This is a genomic window from Mesorhizobium sp. M7A.F.Ca.CA.001.04.2.1, from assembly GCF_003998485.1.
Classification (GTDB): domain Bacteria; phylum Pseudomonadota; class Alphaproteobacteria; order Rhizobiales; family Rhizobiaceae; genus Mesorhizobium; species Mesorhizobium ciceri.
Genome location: NZ_RZQT01000038.1, coordinates 18,599 through 35,677 on the forward strand (window position 1 = coordinate 18,599; position 17,079 = coordinate 35,677).

The 17,079-nt window shown below is 62.8% G+C and carries 20 protein-coding genes; 14 read left to right on the forward strand and 6 right to left on the reverse strand.

Annotation, left to right across the window (positions count from 1 at the left end; genetic code table 11):
• Positions 1–14 precede the first annotated feature (14 nt).
• Positions 15–305, reverse strand: coding sequence for a DUF3175 domain-containing protein (locus EN955_RS14705; protein WP_024501537.1), 291 nt, complete (start codon positions 303–305; stop codon positions 15–17).
• A gap of 170 nt (positions 306–475) precedes the next feature.
• On the opposite strand from EN955_RS14705, the gene EN955_RS14710 reads away from it, so the two are divergent.
• From EN955_RS14710 to EN955_RS14745, 8 genes are all read left to right on the forward strand, one after another.
• Positions 476–1,705, forward strand: a complete 1,230-nt coding sequence (locus EN955_RS14710; RefSeq protein WP_013530861.1) for an MFS transporter — start codon at positions 476–478, stop codon at positions 1,703–1,705.
• A 21-nt stretch (positions 1,706–1,726) separates the two neighbouring features.
• Positions 1,727–2,056 (forward strand): hypothetical protein, encoded by a 330-nt coding sequence (locus EN955_RS14715; RefSeq protein WP_032898595.1) that lies wholly within the window; start codon positions 1,727–1,729, stop codon positions 2,054–2,056.
• Positions 2,057–2,154: 98 nt separating this feature from the next.
• Complete coding sequence (locus tag EN955_RS14720; protein WP_024501536.1) at positions 2,155–3,183, forward strand: LacI family DNA-binding transcriptional regulator; 1,029 nt, start codon at positions 2,155–2,157, stop codon at positions 3,181–3,183.
• 301 nt (positions 3,184–3,484) lie between these two features.
• Complete coding sequence (locus EN955_RS14725) at positions 3,485–4,612, forward strand: sugar ABC transporter substrate-binding protein (RefSeq protein ID WP_024501535.1); 1,128 nt, start codon at positions 3,485–3,487, stop codon at positions 4,610–4,612.
• Positions 4,613–4,691: 79 nt separating this feature from the next.
• Positions 4,692–6,239 (forward strand): sugar ABC transporter ATP-binding protein, encoded by a 1,548-nt coding sequence (locus EN955_RS14730; protein ID WP_024501534.1) that lies wholly within the window; start codon positions 4,692–4,694, stop codon positions 6,237–6,239.
• Positions 6,236–7,216, forward strand: a complete 981-nt coding sequence (locus EN955_RS14735; RefSeq protein ID WP_024501533.1) for an ABC transporter permease — start codon at positions 6,236–6,238, stop codon at positions 7,214–7,216. Before EN955_RS14730 ends, EN955_RS14735 begins: the two co-directional genes overlap by 4 nt.
• Positions 7,213–8,199 carry an ABC transporter permease gene (locus tag EN955_RS14740; protein ID WP_013530866.1) on the forward strand — a complete coding sequence of 329 codons (987 nt, stop codon included), beginning with the start codon at positions 7,213–7,215 and terminating at the stop codon, positions 8,197–8,199. Before EN955_RS14735 ends, EN955_RS14740 begins: the two co-directional genes overlap by 4 nt.
• Before the next feature lie 2 nt (positions 8,200–8,201).
• Complete coding sequence (locus EN955_RS14745) at positions 8,202–8,747, forward strand: gluconokinase (protein WP_024501532.1); 546 nt, start codon at positions 8,202–8,204, stop codon at positions 8,745–8,747.
• Here EN955_RS14745 and EN955_RS14750 read toward each other — a convergent pair.
• Together EN955_RS14750 and EN955_RS14755 are read right to left on the reverse strand one after the other, a co-directional pair.
• Entirely contained in the window at positions 8,742–9,893 is a 1,152-nt protein-coding gene (locus tag EN955_RS14750; protein WP_024501531.1) for a hypothetical protein, read from the reverse strand. The genes EN955_RS14745 and EN955_RS14750 overlap by 6 nt on opposite strands.
• A 164-nt stretch (positions 9,894–10,057) precedes the next feature.
• Positions 10,058–11,008: a LysR family transcriptional regulator gene (locus EN955_RS14755; RefSeq protein WP_224675547.1), complete on the reverse strand. Its 951-nt coding sequence runs from the start codon at positions 11,006–11,008 to the stop codon at positions 10,058–10,060.
• 73 nt (positions 11,009–11,081) lie between these two features.
• Between EN955_RS14755 and EN955_RS14760 the strand changes: the two genes are divergently transcribed.
• Together EN955_RS14760 and EN955_RS14765 are read left to right on the forward strand one after the other, a co-directional pair.
• Positions 11,082–11,504 (forward strand): DoxX family protein, encoded by a 423-nt coding sequence (locus tag EN955_RS14760; protein WP_024501529.1) that lies wholly within the window; start codon positions 11,082–11,084, stop codon positions 11,502–11,504.
• A gap of 42 nt (positions 11,505–11,546) precedes the next feature.
• A complete protein-coding gene (locus tag EN955_RS14765) occupies positions 11,547–12,416 on the forward strand; it encodes an NmrA family NAD(P)-binding protein (RefSeq protein ID WP_024501528.1) in 870 nt (289 codons plus the stop codon).
• 114 nt (positions 12,417–12,530) lie between these two features.
• Here the strand turns inward: EN955_RS14765 and EN955_RS14770 are convergent, their stop codons facing one another.
• Together EN955_RS14770 and EN955_RS14775 are read right to left on the reverse strand one after the other, a co-directional pair.
• Positions 12,531–12,980 (reverse strand): Rrf2 family transcriptional regulator, encoded by a 450-nt coding sequence (locus EN955_RS14770; RefSeq protein WP_013530871.1) that lies wholly within the window; start codon positions 12,978–12,980, stop codon positions 12,531–12,533.
• 256 nt (positions 12,981–13,236) lie between these two features.
• A complete protein-coding gene (locus tag EN955_RS14775; RefSeq protein WP_013530872.1) occupies positions 13,237–14,223 on the reverse strand; it encodes a sulfate ABC transporter substrate-binding protein in 987 nt (328 codons plus the stop codon).
• Between the two features lie 252 nt (positions 14,224–14,475).
• Here EN955_RS14775 and EN955_RS14780 point away from each other — a divergent pair, with 252 nt between their 5' ends.
• The 4 genes from EN955_RS14780 to EN955_RS14795 all read left to right on the forward strand — a co-directional run bounded on the left by EN955_RS14780 (position 14,476) and on the right by EN955_RS14795 (position 16,016).
• On the forward strand, positions 14,476–14,757 hold the full coding sequence (locus EN955_RS14780; protein ID WP_024501527.1) for a DUF1778 domain-containing protein: 282 nt from the start codon (positions 14,476–14,478) through the stop codon (positions 14,755–14,757).
• A complete protein-coding gene (locus EN955_RS14785; RefSeq protein ID WP_024501526.1) occupies positions 14,757–15,242 on the forward strand; it encodes a GNAT family N-acetyltransferase in 486 nt (161 codons plus the stop codon). Before EN955_RS14780 ends, EN955_RS14785 begins: the two co-directional genes overlap by 1 nt.
• Before the next feature lie 102 nt (positions 15,243–15,344).
• A complete protein-coding gene (locus EN955_RS14790) occupies positions 15,345–15,617 on the forward strand; it encodes an AbrB/MazE/SpoVT family DNA-binding domain-containing protein (RefSeq protein WP_024501525.1) in 273 nt (90 codons plus the stop codon).
• Positions 15,618–16,016, forward strand: coding sequence for a type II toxin-antitoxin system VapC family toxin (locus EN955_RS14795; protein WP_024501524.1), 399 nt, complete (start codon positions 15,618–15,620; stop codon positions 16,014–16,016).
• Between the two features lie 14 nt (positions 16,017–16,030).
• Here EN955_RS14795 and EN955_RS14800 read toward each other — a convergent pair whose 3' ends face one another.
• A complete protein-coding gene (locus tag EN955_RS14800) occupies positions 16,031–17,071 on the reverse strand; it encodes a sulfate/molybdate ABC transporter ATP-binding protein (RefSeq protein WP_024501523.1) in 1,041 nt (346 codons plus the stop codon).
• Positions 17,072–17,079: the final 8 nt, after the last annotated feature.

Sequence of the window (17,079 nt, forward strand, 5' to 3'; positions counted from 1 at the left end):
GGCCGGACCGGCCGCTAATCATCCTTGTCCCGTCCGAAGGCGCTGCGCAGTTCGTCCTTGGCGTCCTCAAGCACTTTTTTGCGCGCGGCAGGCAAGTTCTTGCCGGCTCGGTTGATGTAAAAATTCAGCATCGACATGGCGGATTGGAAAGGCTCGGCCTTGCGCCTGTGGCTGTGTTCGGCGGATCGTTTCAGCGAGGCGGCGATCTTCCTGGCGTCGTCGGATTCGAAGACGTGATCCTCAAGATCCATTGCGTTGCTGTGCTCGGTCACCTCGGCCGACCATTTTTTCCTGGTGGCGGTCATCGCAGGACTCCTTTGCGGGGTGGGTTGCCGGGAAACTCCGCACATCGGCATCGGTTCCGCCCTGGCTCTGGAGCCACGGATTTGCCCGCTGTGGCGCTGCTGCGGCCTGAGAATGCGCCGATAGTGGCGCAAACGGCAGCCGATCTCCGAGACCGCCGACAGGAAACGCCTTGACCCGAACCGACAGCCTCCAGCCCGGCCCCGGCATCGACAGCTCCTATGCCTGGATGCGGCTTGCCATCTCGATGCTGCTGGCGACGATCGGCGCCGTGGGCATGTGGGCTGTCGTCGTCGTGCTGCCCGCCGTGCAGGCCGAGTTCGGCGTCGACCGCGCCGCGGCGTCCATGCCTTACACGGCGACCATGGTCGGTTTCGCCGCCGGCAACGTGCTGGTCGGCCGCGCCATCGACCGGATGGGTTACTGGATCCCGGCGCTGATCTCTTCGATTGCGCTTTCCGCGGGCCTGCTGCTCGCGGCGCTGTCGACCTCGATCCTGCAATTCACGCTTGCCCAGGGGGTGCTGATCGGTATCGGCACGTCGGTGATCTTCGGGCCGCTGATCGCCGATATCTCGCACTGGTTCAACCGCCGTCGCGGTGTTGCGGTCACGGCGGCGGCGGCCGGCAATTACCTTGCCGGGGCGTTGTGGCCGACCATCATGCCGACGCTGATGAAGGCGGAGGGCTGGCGCTTCACCTATGCGGCAATCGGCATCTTCTGCCTGGTGACAATGGTGCCGCTGGTGCTGATGCTGCGGCGCGGTGCCCCGGCGGCGGCCGTCGCGGGTTCGCCCGGAAGCCGGTCGGTGCAGCCGATCTCGCTGTCGCCGGCGGCCTTGCAGGTGCTGCTGGTCGTCGCCGGGCTCGGCTGCTGCGTGGCGATGTCGATGCCGCAAGTGCATATCGTCGCCTATTGCATGGACCTTGGCTACGGCGTCGCACATGGCGCCGACATGCTGTCGATCATGATGGCGGGCGGCGTCGTCAGCCGGCTGGCGTCCGGCTTCCTCGCCGACCGTATCGGCGCCGTGTGGACATTGATGATCGGCTCGGTCCTGCAGTGCCTGTCGCTGCTGTTCTACATCCCGTTCGACGGGCTTGCCTCGCTCTATGTGGTGTCGCTGGTGTTCGGCCTGTCGCAGGGCGGCATCGTGCCTTGCTACGCGATCATCGTGCGCGATTACATGCCGGCCAGAGAGGCCGGCCAGCGTATCGGCATCGTCATGATGGCGACCATCTTCGGCATGGCGATCGGCGGCTGGATGTCGGGCTGGATCTACGATTTGACCGGCTCTTATGCGGCTGCGTTCCTGAACGGTATTGCCTGGAATATCTTGAATATACTGGCTATCGTTCTGTTATTGTGGCGGTCGCGGCGATCATTGACGGTTGCAGCTTAAGCCTTATTCCGGGCGCACAAAATGCATCTCGATCTTCACGGTAAGCCCATTCTTCTAACAATAGCGGTGTGGGCCTGCACCGCGGGATGCCTCGCAGGCGCCGCCGCAATTTTCTATTCGATTATCCTGGTGCTCGGCAGAACCGGGGCGCTTGTAGACACTACTGAGGAAAGATCACTTGGTTGGAGCGAGCGAGCCGGCCGCAGGAATAGCCGTTTCAACAGATTTCTTGTTGCTGACGAATTCCGATCGCTTCGCAAGCTCCTGTTTGGAGCATGGGCCGGATTTTTAGTCTCGTTTGGTCTTCTTTCTCTGCTGATTTTTCTCTTTGGGGAGCGGACATTGACCTAGCGTCGAGAAGGAAGCGCGCGGATAAATATCCCACTTTGACAACATATGACGGCTGCGGGCGCGATGGCTTCCGATCTGTATCTTGCGAGGACTCGATTTTGACCAAGCCGCGCACGCGCCGGGGCGGCGGCCGCCCGACCATCGCGGATGTCGCGCGCAAGGCCGGCGTCGGCGCCATCACCGTGTCGCGCGCCCTGCGCGAGCCGGAGCGTGTGTCCGAAGAGCTGCGCCGCCAGATCCAGGCCGCCGTCGACGAACTGGGCTACGTGCCGGACCCGAATGCCCGGGCGCTGGCCTCGGCGCGCGCCGAGGTGTTCGGCGTGCTGGTGCCGTCGCTTACCAACAACGTCTTCGCCGAGGTGGTGCGCGGCATCTATGACAGCCTGTCGGCCAGCCCGTTCCGCATCCAGCTTGGCAACACCCACTATTCCGGCCTCGAGGAAGAGCGGCTGCTGCAGCTGTTCGGTTCGCAACGGCCAGCGGCGCTGATCGTCGCCGGCATCGATCAGACGCCGGCTTCGCGAAAGCTGCTGGAAAGTGCCGGCTGCCCTGTGGTGCAGGTGATGGAAACCGGTCCCGATCCGGTCGACATGATGGTCGGCTTCTCGCATCTCGATGGCGGGAGGGCGGCGACCGAGCATCTGATCGAGGCCGGCTATCGCCGCATCGGCTTCATCGGCGCGCGCATGGATCCGCGTTCGCAGCGGCGCCTTGCCGGCTATCGCGCGGCGATGGAGGCCGCGGGCCTGTTCGACCCGCGCCTCGTCACCACCACGCCGGTGCTGTCCAGCGTGTCGCTCGGCCGCGAGATGTTCCGCGACGCGCTGGCCAAGGTGCCGACACTCGACGGGGTGTTCTGCAACAATGACGACATCGCGCTCGGCGTCTTGTTCGAATGCCATCGCGCCTCGATCGCGGTGCCGAAGACGATCGGCATCGTCGGTTTCAACGATCTCGACATGATGCAGGTGGCGTTTCCTTCGGTCACCAGCATCCGCACCCATCGTTATGAGATCGGCCGGCGTGCCGTCGCCATGGCGCTTGCTGCGATCGCCGGCAAAAGACCGGAGCAACGGATCGTAGACCTCGGTTTCGAGCTCAAGCGCCGCGAGAGCACGGCGCGTTGAAACGCACAGAAGCGACTGTGCGAATGCCGGTTTACACGCCAATTTGGTAGCGCTACCATCTCCTACAGGCAGGTGCATGAACGACAGGTCGCACCTGTTTATTATACATAAGCGACAACTAATACTTGTTTATTATGGATAATATGATAGTTTTCGCCCCGCTGGCGGCGACAAGGGAGGTACCGGGTCGGCCATCACGGGCGGCCGAGGAAGCGCATGGCGAGGCGGGAGGTGCCGGTCCATCGCGCGAAAATTCGCATTGCGAAACGAACAATCAGAACTGCAATCGGGAGGATTATCGATGATCAAGTCACTTGTTGGTGGCGTCGTTGCCGCCACTGCATTCGTCATGCTCAATTCGGCCGCCATGGCCGCCGGACCCGAAATCGTGTCGGGTCCCGCCGCTCAGGCGGACTGTTTCGCGCCGTGGAGCGCAGAGACCAAATTCTTCAAATATCCCAAGAAGGACGGGCCGTTCCGCATCGCCTTCGCCAATGGCTATATCGCCAACACCTGGCGCATCCAGATGGTGCAGACGGCCAAGGCCTACGCCGCGCAACCTGAAGTCAAAGCCAAGATCAAGGAATTCAAGGTCGTCTCGACGGGCGAGGACGTGCCGGCACAGATCTCGGCGATCAATAATTTCATCGATTCCGGCTATGACGCCATCGTCACCGACGCCCAGAACCCGACGGCCTTCGGTCCGGTCATCAAGCGTGCCAAGGAAGCGGGCATCGTGCTGGTCGCCTTCGACAACATTCTCGACACCAAGGACGCCATCAACGTCAATGTCGATCAGAAGGGTCTTGGCGAATTGTGGGCCAAGTGGCTGGTCGGCAAGATACCGAACGGCGGCAAGATCCTGGAAGTGCGCGGCGTCGCCGGCACCTCCGTCGACACGGATCGTCACAACGGCATCCACGAGGTCTTCGATGCGTCCGGCAAGAAGTGGGACGTGACCGAAGTCGCCGGCAAATGGGATGACGGTGTGGCGCAGAAGGTGACTGCGGATGCGATCGCCACCAACGGTCCGTTCGACGGCATCACCGGGCAGGGCGGCGACACCGGCATCGTGCAGGCGATGATCGACGCCAGGCATCCGTTCGTGCCGTTTGGCGGCGAGACCGAGAACGGCTTCCGCAAGTTCTGCGCCGCGCATTCAGCCGACGGGCTGAAGTGCTCGTCCGCGGGCTCGGGCCCGGCTCAGGTCGCTGTCGCCATCAAGACAGCGATCGCCGCACTCGAAGGCGAAGTCGTGCCACAAGAGGTGAAGCTGCCGCTGGCGATCGCCGAAGACCCGAACATGAAGGAAGGCACGGATTACTTCCCCAAGGAATCCGACAATTTCTTCGTCGGCAATTCCTTCCCGACCTGCGGCATTAATTTCAGCGCCCAGGAAATCATGGGTCAGACCAAGGAAAACCAGTAAATCATCGCTGGCTGTCACCTGGCGCCGCGGCTTGAGCCGCGGCGTTTGTCTCAATTCCACAATCGCCCTGGGAGGGCCGATGGACGGTGCGGCTCCGCTCTTTCGTATGGAAGGCATATCCAAGCGCTATGGCGGTGTACGCGCGCTGGAAAAGGCCGAGCTTGTTGTCGAAGCCGGCAGCATCCACGCCATTCTCGGCGAAAACGGCGCCGGCAAGTCGACGCTGATCAAGGTCATGGCAGGTGTCGTGGCGCCCGATGAGGGCCGCATGACGCTGGACGGGCGCGAGGCGACCTTCGCTTCTCCGGGTGCCGCCAACAAGGCCGGCATCGTCTGCATCTTCCAGGAACTGTCGCTGGTCCCCGAGCTAAGCGTTGCCGACAACATCGTCATTTCCGACCCGCCCAAACGCTTCGGCATGATCGACCGCAAGGCGCAACGCCGCATCGCCGAAGAAGCACTTGCTCGTGCCGGCGCCGCCGACATCCACCCGCTGGCGCTGGTCAAGGACCTGCCATTGTCGCGCCGGCAGATGGTCGAGATCGCCAAGGCATTGGCACGCAAGCCGCGCATCCTCATCCTCGACGAGGCGACCTCCGCGCTGACTGCCGCGGATGTCTCGAAGATCTTCGCGGTGCTGAAGCGGCTGCGCGCGGAAGGGCTGGCGCTGCTTTACATCTCGCACCGCATGAACGAGATCGCCGAACTGGCGGACCAGTGCACGGTGTTCCGCAACGGCCGCAATGTCGCCAGCTATCCAGCCGGCTCGAAGAGTGACAATGAGGTGGTCGAACTGATGATCGGCCGCGAATACAGCCATATCTTTCCGCCCAAGCCGACGGCCGTGCCTGCCGCCGCCGCCCCTAGGCTCGAGGCCCGCAAGCTCTCATGGGCCGACCGGCTGCACGACATCTCGCTGACCGTCAGGGCAGGTGAGGTGGTCGGCCTTGGCGGCCTCGACGGCCAGGGCCAGCGCGAATTGCTGCTCGCCTTCTTCGGCGTGCTGCGCGGCCTCAGCGGCCAGATCCTGATCGACGGCAAGCCTGTGTCGATCACCAGTCCATCCGTTGCGCGCGACGACGGCATCGGCATGGCGCTCATTCCCGAGGACCGCAAGACCGAAGGGCTGATGCTGCCGATGACGGTGCGCGAGAACCTGTCCTTCGCCGCGCTCGACCGGCTGTCGAAAGCCGGCATCATCGACCGTGCCGCCGAGCAGCGGCTGATCGACGACATGGTCGGCCTTTTGGCGATCAAGACGGCGGGCCTCGACATTCCGGTCGGCGCGCTTTCGGGCGGCAACCAGCAGAAGGTGGTCATCGCCAAATGGCTGATGCGCCAGCCGCGCATCATCCTGCTCAACGATCCGACGCGCGGCATCGACGTCGGCACCAAGCAGGAGCTGTACCAGCTGATGCGCAAACTGGCCGACGCGGGTGCTGCGATCCTGTTCTACTCGACCGACTATGACGAGCTGATCGGCTGCTGCGACCGTGTGCTGGTGCTCTACGACGGAGCGGTCAAGCGCGAGCTGGTCGGCGCCGAGATCACCGAGCGGGCGCTGATATCAAGCGCGCTCAACATCCATGGCGAGGACAGCCCGGTGGGCCTGGGAGTGGGCGCATGAAGGATTGGCGTTACTGGCTGGCCGAGCAGCGCGGAACGCTGCTGGCGTTCGGCATCTTCATCGTCATGTTCGCCATCTACACCTCGAACCATCCGGCCGGCTTCACCGCCAATGTGGTGCAGACGGCGGCCAACAAGGGCGTGCTGCTCGCCTTCGTCGCCATGGCGCAGACGCTGGTGGTGATCACCGCCGGCATCGACCTGTCCGTCGGCATGATTTTTCTCCTCACCAACTGCCTGGCTTCGTGGCTGGTGGTGGGAACGCCGATGCAGACGACGCTCGGCGTCATCGCCGTGCTGGCGGTGGGACTGCTGTGCGGCGCCATCAACGGCGCCATCGTCATCTATGGCCGGCTGCAGCCGATTGTCGCCACCATTGCCACAGGCGCCGTCTATTACGGCATCGGCCTGTTGCTGCGGCCATTTCCGGGCGGCTCGGTCAATGAGGACCTGGCCGATGCGCTGACCGGCCGTGTGTTCGGCGTGGTGCCGGCAAGTCTCGTCGTGCTGCTGGCCATCGTGCTGGTGATCTGGGTGCCGTTCAGCCGCTCGGTGCTTGGCCGCGCCGCCTACGCGGCAGGCTCATCGGAGACGGCGGCCTACATGTCGGGTGTGCCGATCCGGCGCGGCAAGTTCGCCGCCTACACGCTGGCCGGCCTGCTGGCGGCGATCGGCGGACTGTTCCTGACCTTCTTCACCTATACGGGTGAGGCGGCCTATGCCAGCGGCAACTCCTACACGCTGTTTTCGATCGCCGCCGTGGTGCTCGGCGGCGTCTCGCTGTTCGGCGGCAAGGGCAGCGCCATCGGCGCCATCTTCGGCGCACTGGCTTTCCGCACGATCGGCGACCTGTTGTTCGTCTTCGATTTCGATCCGCTCTGGCAGCCGCTGTTCCAGGGCGTTATCCTGCTGGTCGCCGTCAGCCTCGGCGCCTTCGCCCTGTTTCGGGTCCGCAACCGGCTGGAGTGGTTCCTGTGAGCGAAACGACGCTTGGCGGCATTGCCGGCCGCATGCCAAGATTCATCCGCCGCGCCGATCCGGCGGTGCTGACGGCCTTTGCCTGCATCGTGCTTTTGCTGTTCTTCGGCAGCCTCTATTCCAGAAGCTTCCTGTCGCCTGAATATCTCCTGCAGCAGCTCAAGGTGGCTTCATTCCTCGGCGTCATCGCGACAGGCATGATGCTGGTCATCCTGCTCGGCCAGATCGACCTGTCGGTGCCGTGGGCGGTGGCGGCGGGCGCCATGATGGCCTGCGCCGCGGCGGCGTACGGCCCGGTCGGCGTGGCGTTGGCCATCCCGTTCGGCATCATCTGCGGCATGCTGATCGGCGTCGTCAACGGCATCGGCGTCGCCTATCTGCGCATCCCCTCGATGATCATCACATTGGCCACCAACGCTGTCGCGCAGGGGCTGATGGTGGTCTACACCGGCGGCTTCTCGCCGCAGGATTCGGCGACGGGCGCGATGCGCTACCTGGCGACCGGCTTCGCCATTCCGGGCGTGCCCAACGCCGTCATCATCTGGGCGCTGATCGGGGCCGCGATGGTGTTCGTGCTGACGCGGACCGGCTTCGGCCGCACCGTCTACGGCATCGGCAACCGCGAGCGCGCGGCCTATCTCTCCGGCATCGACACAAGGCGCGTGGTGATGATCGCCTTCGCCGTCTCCGGTGGGCTCTCGGCTTTCGGCGGCGTGCTTCTGGCCGGCTATGCCTCCAAGGCGGCGCAGTCGATGGGCGACGCTTATCTGCTGCCGTCGATCGCCGCGGTGGTGCTTGGCGGCACCTCGATCCTGGGTGGGCGCGGCTCCTATCTCGGCACTGTCGCCGGTGTCATCCTCATCACGTTGCTGCAATCCATCTTGTCGGTCATGCAGATGCCGGAGGCGGGGCGGCAGATCATCTACGGTGTCGTCATCGTCGCCATGCTGCTGCTCTACGGCCGCGCGCCGGCAAGCCGCTGACAGTGGACGAAGCGGCAGCACAGGCGCCGACGAGCGCCCCCGGCTCGGTGCCGGCCATCGTGGTTATGGGCGTCGCCGGCTGCGGCAAGTCGGCGGTGGGCGTTGGGCTTGCCGCCGCTCTGGGCGTTACCTTTATCGAGGGCGACAGGCTGCATCCTCCGGAAAACGTCGCACGCATGGCAAGCGGCGAGCCGCTTACCGATCAGCTGCGCGAAGGCTGGCTCAACGCGATCGGCGAGCGCATCGCCGCGTCGGTGGGGCAGGGCAACGGCGTGGTCGCCGCCTGCTCGGCGCTGAAGCGCAGCTACCGCGACCGGCTGAGCGGCTTCTGCCCGGAAATCGTCTTCCTCTATCTGGAGATCGACCCTGGTACGGCCAGGCAGCGCGTCGGCAGCCGCAAGGGCCACTTCATGCCGGCGAGCCTGGTCGACAGCCAGTTCGCCATCCTCGAGCCGCCGGCTGCGGATGAGCGCGCCTCGAAACTCAATGCCACACACCCGGTCGGTGAGCTCGTCGCCGCCGCGGTCCGCCTGATACGCCGGTCATGAGCCTTCATCCATTCCGATGCCGATGCTGTCCGAGACCTCGGTCAGCCGCTGCCGGCGGGACCACGTCAGCATCTGCTCGGGGTAGAGCTTCAGCGCTTCCAGCAGGCGGTCGCGCTTGAGCAGGATGTAGTGCGCCTGCACAGTCATGTTCTTGGCGCCATCCCTGGCCATGTCCGTTGCCGGGCTGACAGATGCCTCCGGCGTCAGCTCGGGGCTGAGCACGGCCCGGTATTCGATGAAGGGAACCACTTCGAAGGTCGACATGGCAAACAGGGCTGTCCTGCCCCTGGCGGCAAAATTCGCCGGCGCCGAGGCGAGATGCGTCCAGCCGCTTTCGCCCATGGCTGCCTCGGTGAAGGTCGTGCCGGCATGGACGGTGTTGGTCATCGTCACCACGCCATTCTGCTTCAGGATCTTCTGGATGCGGATGGTGACCTGATAGGCGTCGTCACGATCAAAGGCGACCCGGCTTTTCAGGAACCGGTTCTCGACATCGATCAGCGGCGGATTGAGGAAACGCAAGCCGAACGCCGATTCGGAAATACCGTGGGTGTTGACGCTCACCTGATGCGCTTCGATACCGGCCTCGTACAGCGCGCGCTTGCCGATGATGGTCTGGGCGGTGAACTGATCGCACCAGAGGATGGCGCCGTGGCCGCGCTGCAAGGCCGACCGCAGCCCCGCCAGCCCTTCCAGCCGGATCGTCGGCGACCAGCGGCCGGCCACCAGATGAGCGGCGAGCTGCAAGCGGCGGCGGTGGCGCGCTGCCAGCAATCCCTCGAACAGCTTGCGTGCATCGATACCATCGCCCAGCACCGCGAGCGTGGCGGCAGCGTAGGCCGGGAATTCCTTGCGCATATGGCGCTTGAGGCGAAACCTCGATACGCGGCCGCAGATCGGCGCCCACCATCGCACCGGCAGTGCCGCCGCCACCACGAGATAGAAGATAGACAGCAGGCCTTCGCGAAGATCCTTGTTGGAAAAGCGGCGAAGCCGGCCAGGGCGAACCAGCTTGCGGCTGAAGAAGCGTACATCCTCCGCCCGTTCCGGGACGAAGACGTCTGCGATGATTTCAGTGCGGAAACTGGCTGCCGATGGCAGCTTGCGGGCGGCCTTGCGGGATTTTTCTAACCACCACAGCCTCATCGGTCCAGCCCGTTCTTCGAACCCCGCTTTACTGCGTCGGCTTGGGCCGTGCAAGGTCATGTCCGCGCTCAAGACTTCTGCAGATTTCGCTTGCCCTAGACTTGAGACAAGCGCGCCGCTTACGAAGTGTTGATTTCGAGGGCCGGACGAAGATAGTCGTATCGCTATTCCATATATGGCGTCAGCACATCTTCGATCCATTTCATGAACGCGCGGACCCGGCGCGATAGATTGCTCCGATGTGCGACGACGAGGGACACGGCGAGCGGCCGGCGACGAAAATCGGGTAGGATCTCGACAAGCGCTCCACTCTCCAAGTATCGGCCAATGCCCAAGAGTGGCGCCTGGATCAGGCCGAGGCCGGCGAGGGCCGCTGCTTCGTAGGTCTGTGCGCTGTTGACGTGTAGCGCACCTGGCAACTGAAGCGTCGCGTAGCTGTCGCCGTCCGGATATTCCCATCCATAGGGTCGCGCGCCCAGCAGCGTCGAAAAATGAATTGCCCTATGTTCCTGACGCTGGAGATCTTCCAGCGATCGAGGCACGCCATGGCGCGCCAGATAGGCGGGACTGGCTGCGTTGGCCATGCGCAACAGGCCCAACGGGCGGGCAATCAGGGTCTCGTCGCGAATGGGTCCAAGCCGCAATACACAATCGAACCCCTCTTGAACCAGATCGACTTGCCGATCCGTACTCGACACCTCCAGCTCCAACTCGGGGTGAGCCGCCATGAAATCCGGCAAAGCCGGTACGATCGTTGTGCGCGCCACTTCGGTCGGAAGGTCGACCCGCAAACGGCCGCGAAGTGCCACGCGGTCGCCTGCGAACATCGAGTGCAGATCATCGACTTCAGCAAGCAGATCGCGGGCGCGGGCATGAAATGCGCGTCCGTCCTCCGTCAACCGCACGCTGCGCGTCGTCCGGTGCAGAAGCCTGACACCCACATCTTCTTCCAGCTTGCGGACCGCCGTTGAGGCTCTCCCCTTTTGGATGCCCAGGCTATCGGCCGCGCGGGTGAAGCTCCCCATTTCCGCGACCGTTGTGAAAATGAGGATGGGTTCGAGATTCTGCATTTTCGTGCCTCGGATTGTTCCCCAAAAAGAGAACAGTTGGTTCATTTTCTCGGCATTTATCACATTTGAGAGGCACAGTAAGCTTCGAATATGGGATCTCCCCATCGGAGAATGACAAGTGTCCGAAACTGTGAACCTGCATCAGACACCGGAAATTATGACCTTGCATCGCGCCCTGTGGGCCGGCCGGATCATGAGCGCGTTTGTCGTCATCGCCCTGACGGCAGATGGCACTGTTCAGCTTTTCGCGCCGGCACAGATCGCCAGCATGTTGCAGGAAACCGGGTTTGCGATGGACCTGACCCGTGTCGTGGGTCCGATCATCCTCGCCTGCGCCATCCTCTACGCCATCCCGGTCACCGCCGTCCTCGGCGCGATCCTAGTGACGGGCTTTTTGGGAGGTGCCATCTGCGCCCATCTTCGCATCGGTGAGTTGGGGTCGCCGCCGGAAATCATCTCCCTGTTTCTGGGCGCGATGACCTGGGGCGGCCTCTATCTCCGCGATCCCCGTATCCGGGCCATTCTGCCGCTCATCCATTGAACCAACAGGGGCAGCTCTGTCCCGCGACATCAGGAGAAACACATGTTCCTAGTAATGGGAATCACGGGAAAAGTTGGCGGCGCAACGGCAGAGCATCTGCTGGCGCACGGCAAGGAGGTACGCGCGCTCGTCCGCAATCGCGACAAGGCGGCCAATTGGGCGAACCAGGGCGTGGAACTGGTAGACGGCGATTGGAATGATTCGGCAGCCATCGAGCGAGCCCTCAAAGGCGTCGAAGGCGCATTCGTCATGTTGCCCCCTGTCTGGGCGCCGTCGCCCGATTACAAAGAAGCGAGGAGCGTGATTGCTAGCTATGTCGAGGCTCTGACCAAGGCAGCGCCGCCGCGAGTGGTCGCGCTTTCGTCGATGGGTGCGAACAGAACAAGCGGGCACGGGGTGATCGCGGCCTTGTCGCTTCTGGAGCAAGGGTTTCGCGGCCTGACATCGCCAACCGCATTTGTGCGCGCGGGGGGATTCTTCGAAAATTTCCTCTACGGCTTGCAGGTCGCGCAGGGCGGAATGCTACCGGTCTACTACAATCCGACAAACCGGAAATCGACCATGGTTGCGACGAACGACATCGGCGCACAGGTCGCAACCCTTTTGACCGGGTCGACGTGGTCAGGGCAACGCATCGTCGAGATCGGTTCGATGGTCACCGCGGATGAAGTCGCCGAGCAGTTGGGTGAAGTCCTGAATCTCGCCGTGAAGGCCTTTGCAATTCCGCGTGCGGGGTGGGCGGAAGCGTTCGAGCAATTCGGCATCCCGAAGGGTCACTCCGGACCTGCCGAAGAAATGTTCGAGGCCGTGAATGCGGGATGGATGGACCTCGGTGTGGCGGGTACGGAGCACGTAGCGGGTACGACGTCCGCACGCGCTGTATTCGAGGCTGCGTCTAATGTGAACGGATAGGCCAAAACTGCATGAGGTTCTCCGTGATTTCGAGCTTCGCAACCCGAGATTCGGAGAACCTCTCCTTCAATGCAGGAATCTCTATCTGAACGCGACCGGCTTGAAGTCGGTGGTTTAGATCTGCGACGTCAGCTCGACCGGGAAATCGTCATTGTCGGCATCGCGCATGGCGGCGAGGCTGCGATTATCCAGCACTTCGGCGATTGCCTGCCGCACCTCCAGCATCATGTGGCGGACCTGGCAGGTCGCCTCGTCGCAATCCTCGCAGCGTTGATACTGCGTGCGGCTGGCGCAAGGGATCGGCGCCAGCGGCCCGTCAAGCACGCGCACGACATGGCCGATCTTGATTTCGGAGGCCGGCCGGGCAAGGCGGTAGCCGCCTTCCTTGCCTTTGCGGCTCTGGACGAAGCCGGCATTGCGCAACTCGCCCAGAATGGCATCGAGGAATTTCTTCGGGATGTTGTTGGCCACAGCGATGTCATTGACGAAGGCCAATTGGCCGGCCGGCAGGCCAGACAGATGCACGAGGGCCTTGAGGCCGTATTTGCCTTTTTTTGTCAGCATGCCCAGATCAACCCATAAAAGCCCCAACCACTCGCATCTGGCGACTGTTTGTGTGCAAATAATGACGTCTTCGCCGCGCGATGATGTTTCGCGAAACAGCCACCAAATTGCACGTTAGGCATAAACGCGTTGATTCTTTGTAACGTTTTGCACTGAGAACGCGGATATTCCGCTGATAACCAGGTTATCGGCGTTCAAAAACGAAAAAAGCCGGCAGCGCGCCGGCTTTTTCGTCTGCTGTGCAGGTATCGCTGCCTCAGCGGCTGCCGTAGGTCTGGTCGAGCAGGCCGCCGGCGGCGAAATGCTCTTTCTGCACCTTGTCCCAGCCGCCGAAAACGTCTTCCACCGTCAGCAGCCGGACATCGGGGAAATCGGCCTTGTATTTCGCCGCCACAGCGGCGTCGCGGGCTCTGAGGCCGTTGCGGGCGGCGATGTCCTGGCCCTCCGGTGTGTAGAGGAAGTCGAGATAGGTCTTGGCCAGATCGCGCGTGCCGTGATCGTCGGCAACCTTGTCGACGATGGCGACCGGGAATTCGGCCAGCAGGCTGACCGAAGGCGTAACCTGCTCGAACTTGTCGTCGCCATACTCCTTGCGGATGCCGCGCGTCTCCGACTCGAAGGTGATCAGCACATCACCGATCTCGCGCTGCACGAAGGTGGTGGTCGCGGCGCGGCCGCCGGTGTCGAAGATCGGCACGTTGTTGAACAGCTTGGTGATGAACTCTTTCACCTTGGCGTCATCGCCCTTGAAGGCTTCCTTGGCGTAGGCGGTGGCCGCCAGATAGGTGTAGCGCGCATTGCCGGATGTTTTCGGGTTTGGGAAGATCACCTGCACGTCGTCGCGCACGAGATCGTTCCAGTCCTTGATGTGCTTGGGGTTGCCCGCGCGGACAAGGAACGAAGGCAGAGAATAGAAGGGCGAGGCATTGTCAGGGAAATCCTTCTGCCAGTCGGCCGAGACGAGGCCCTTCTTGACCAGGAAGTCGATGTCGATGACCTGGTTGAAGGTAACAACGTCGGCGCCAAGGCCCTCGGCGATGGCGCGTGCCTGCGCCGAAGTGCCGGCATGCGACTGGTCGACGGTGACGCCCGGATGCTGGGCGATGAAAGCCTTGTTGACCTGCACGAACAGTTCGCGGCCTACATCATAGGATGCGTTGAGCAGTTTGTCGGCCGACCAGGCTTGGGAGGATGCAAGGAACAGGCCGGCGACGGTGGCAAGCCCGAGGAAAAATCGTTTCATGAAAACAGGCTCCGATGCAATGCGTTATGATCGGACCATAGCCGGGGTGCGTGGTGTGCGACGAGGCATGGGTCCGAGGATCAATGCATCGCTTCTAGAAAACCTATCCCCGGAATAGAAGGTTCGTAGTTTTTTCTTTCAAGTGCGACTTCGCCTCGGTGGACGCCGATCGTTCCAATTCGTTTGACTGTTCCGAAAAAAGATACACATTGTGTATGCAGGTGTGCTACGGGAGCGACAAGGAGCGCTGCCATGACAAAGGCCACACCCGAGACCCACGCCAAGCCTGTCAATCTGCGCATCCGAGAGGATGTGCGCATATTGATCGACCGTGCTGCGAAAATACGCGGGAAGACCCGTTCCGACTTTATGATCGATGCTGCATATCGTGCGGCCGAGGACACGCTGCTCGACCAGGCACTGATCAAGGTGGATCCCGAGAGCTATCGGCACTATCTCGACATCCTCGATGAGACGCCAAGCGGTGAAGGTTTTGCACGCCTTATGAACGTGCCCAGGCCGTGGCAGGGATGATACTATCGGCGCCCGCGCCTCTGGCCGAAAACCACGATCTCGACCTTTTTCAAAGCGGGACGGAAAGTCTCGACCAATGGCTTCGCCTGAGGGCGCGAGCCAACCAGGTCAGCGGCGCGTCGCGTACCTATGTGGTGGCGGAAGACGCGCGGGTTGTCGGTTATTACTGCCTCTCTTCGGGCGGGCTTGATCTGGCGCAGGCACCCGGCGCCATTCGTCGCAACATGCCTGATCCCATTCCGATGGTCGTGCTCGGGCGTCTTGCCGTCGACGCGGGCTGGCAAGGCAAGGGGCTGGGTGCCGCGCTGCTGCAAGACGCCGTTCGGCGCGCCGCTCACGCCGCGACGATCCTCGGGATTCGCGGCATTTTCGTTCATGCCATATCGGACGAAGCGAAAGCCTTTTACGAACACTATGGCTTTGCGGCTTCGCCCAAAAACCCGATGACCTTGGTGCTGTCGCTGAAAGGCGTGATGAAAGGATAGCCGTGTCGCTCGGAGCGTGAAGAGAGCCGACCGAGCTTTCCCGGACCTTGCATCGTGGTGTCGTTTGGCATATACAAATGGCATATACAAAAGAGCTGCAACATGCCCCAGAACCGTCATTCAACAACGCCGCCCAAGGAGGCGAAGCTGTTTCGCAACAACCGAAGCCAGGCGGTGCGCATTCCTGTCGAGTTCGAGCTTCCCGGCGAAAAAGTCCTGATCAGCCGGGAAGGCGATCGTCTTGTCATCGAGCCGGTTCGCAAACATGGCCTTACCGCGCTGCTCGCCCAATGGGCGAAAGAGCCGCCGCTCGATCCTGAAGACGACCTCCCCGAGATCGACGACACGCCAGTCAAATCCGAGGACATTTTCTAGATGCGGTTCATGCTGGATACGAACATTATCAGCGACATGATCCGAAACCCGGCTGGCAAGGCCGCGAGGGCAATGTCGCGCGAGGGAGATGACGCGGTTTGCACCAGCATCGTGGTCGCCTCGGAATTGCGATATGGCTGCGCCAGGAAGGGATCGGCCAAGCTGCTCAAGAAGGTTGAAGACTTGCTGGCCGAGATTCCTGTCTTGCCGCTCGATGTGCCGGTGGATGCCGAGTATGGCGGACTTCGCGCCGAGCTTGAAGCCGCCGGCCAGACCATTGGCCACAACGATCTTTTTATCGCCGCTCATGCCTGTGCATTGGGCGCCACGCTGGTGACCGCCAACACGGGCGAGTTCACCCGGATCAGGAATCTGAAGGTCGAAAACTGGCTGGCATAGCGCTCGACCGAGGTTCAAGCCGCCGGAAACAGCTTCCAGCGCCCCGGGCGGAACGCCACCCGGCTTTTCTGGGCCGCGGGGTGATCGACCGGCAGTTCGATTTCGACCCGCTGGCGCTCACCACCGATCTCTAGCTCGACCCGGCGCGTGCCGGCGACGCGGCGGCTGGCGGCGACCGTGCCGGCGATACAGCCGCTGCAGCCGTCCAGCAGTTCGACATCGTGCGGGCGGAAATAGAGCGTCGCATCGCCCGAGGGCTCGTTGGGCGCGGCAATCCCGATCGGACGATCGGCGAGCCAGATCTCGCCATTCTCGACCTTGACGGGAAGCGAGCTCGATTCACCGATGAAGCCGTAGACGAAGGGCGAGTTCGGCGTGTCGTAGATATCGTCGGCGGTGCCGACCTGCTCGATGCGGCCCTGGCTCATCACCACGACGCGGTCGGCAAGCTCCAGCGCCTCTTCCTGGTCGTGGGTGACGAAGACGGTGGTGTGGCCGGTGGCGTCATGGATTTCGCGCAGCCAGCGGCGCAATTCCCGGCGCACCTGCGCGTCAAGCGCGCCGAACGGTTCATCGAGCAGCAGCACCTTGGGTTCGATGGCCATGGCGCGCGCCAGCGCCACGCGCTGCCGCTGGCCGCCGGAAAGCTGCGCCGGATAGCGCTTTTCCAGCCCCGACAGCTGGACAAGGTCCAGAAGCTCGGAGGCGCGGCGGCGGATCTCCTGCGCCGGCGGGCGCGACGGCCCGTGCCGGACCTTCAGGCCGAAGCCGATATTGTCCGCCACCGTCATATGCCGGAACAGCGCATAGTGCTGGAAGACAAAGCCGACATTGCGATCCTGGATCGACTTGTGCGAGGCGTCCTCGTCGCCGAAGAAGATATTTCCCCGCGTCGGCCGCTCCAGTCCGGCGATCAGCCTGAGCAGCGTCGTCTTGCCGGAGCCGGACGGCCCCAGCAACGCGATCAGTTCGCCCGACTTGATGTCGAGCGACACGTCGTGGAGGGCCGGAAACCGGTCAAACTCCTTGCGCACGTTGGCAACGCGAACTTCCATGCAAATCC

What these genes read in the sequence shown, in the direction of transcription:
- EN955_RS14705 (WP_024501537.1), bottom strand. Translation starts at nt 305, where the DNA reads ATGACCGCCACCAGGAAAAAATGGTCGGCCGAGGTGACCGAGCACAGC.
- EN955_RS14715 (WP_032898595.1), top strand. Translation starts at nt 1,727, where the DNA reads ATGCATCTCGATCTTCACGGTAAGCCCATTCTTCTAACAATAGCGGTG.
- EN955_RS14725 (WP_024501535.1), top strand. Translation starts at nt 3,485, where the DNA reads ATGATCAAGTCACTTGTTGGTGGCGTCGTTGCCGCCACTGCATTCGTC.
- EN955_RS14730 (WP_024501534.1), top strand. Translation starts at nt 4,692, where the DNA reads ATGGACGGTGCGGCTCCGCTCTTTCGTATGGAAGGCATATCCAAGCGC.
- EN955_RS14735 (WP_024501533.1), top strand. Translation starts at nt 6,236, where the DNA reads ATGAAGGATTGGCGTTACTGGCTGGCCGAGCAGCGCGGAACGCTGCTG.
- EN955_RS14750 (WP_024501531.1), bottom strand. Translation starts at nt 9,893, where the DNA reads ATGAGGCTGTGGTGGTTAGAAAAATCCCGCAAGGCCGCCCGCAAGCTG.
- EN955_RS14755 (WP_224675547.1), bottom strand. Translation starts at nt 11,008, where the DNA reads ATGAACCAACTGTTCTCTTTTTGGGGAACAATCCGAGGCACGAAAATG.
- EN955_RS14765 (WP_024501528.1), top strand. Translation starts at nt 11,547, where the DNA reads ATGTTCCTAGTAATGGGAATCACGGGAAAAGTTGGCGGCGCAACGGCA.
- EN955_RS14770 (WP_013530871.1), bottom strand. Translation starts at nt 12,980, where the DNA reads ATGCTGACAAAAAAAGGCAAATACGGCCTCAAGGCCCTCGTGCATCTG.
- EN955_RS14775 (WP_013530872.1), bottom strand. Translation starts at nt 14,223, where the DNA reads ATGAAACGATTTTTCCTCGGGCTTGCCACCGTCGCCGGCCTGTTCCTT.
- EN955_RS14780 (WP_024501527.1), top strand. Translation starts at nt 14,476, where the DNA reads ATGACAAAGGCCACACCCGAGACCCACGCCAAGCCTGTCAATCTGCGC.
- EN955_RS14790 (WP_024501525.1), top strand. Translation starts at nt 15,345, where the DNA reads ATGCCCCAGAACCGTCATTCAACAACGCCGCCCAAGGAGGCGAAGCTG.
- EN955_RS14795 (WP_024501524.1), top strand. Translation starts at nt 15,618, where the DNA reads ATGCGGTTCATGCTGGATACGAACATTATCAGCGACATGATCCGAAAC.
- EN955_RS14800 (WP_024501523.1), bottom strand. Translation starts at nt 17,071, where the DNA reads ATGGAAGTTCGCGTTGCCAACGTGCGCAAGGAGTTTGACCGGTTTCCG.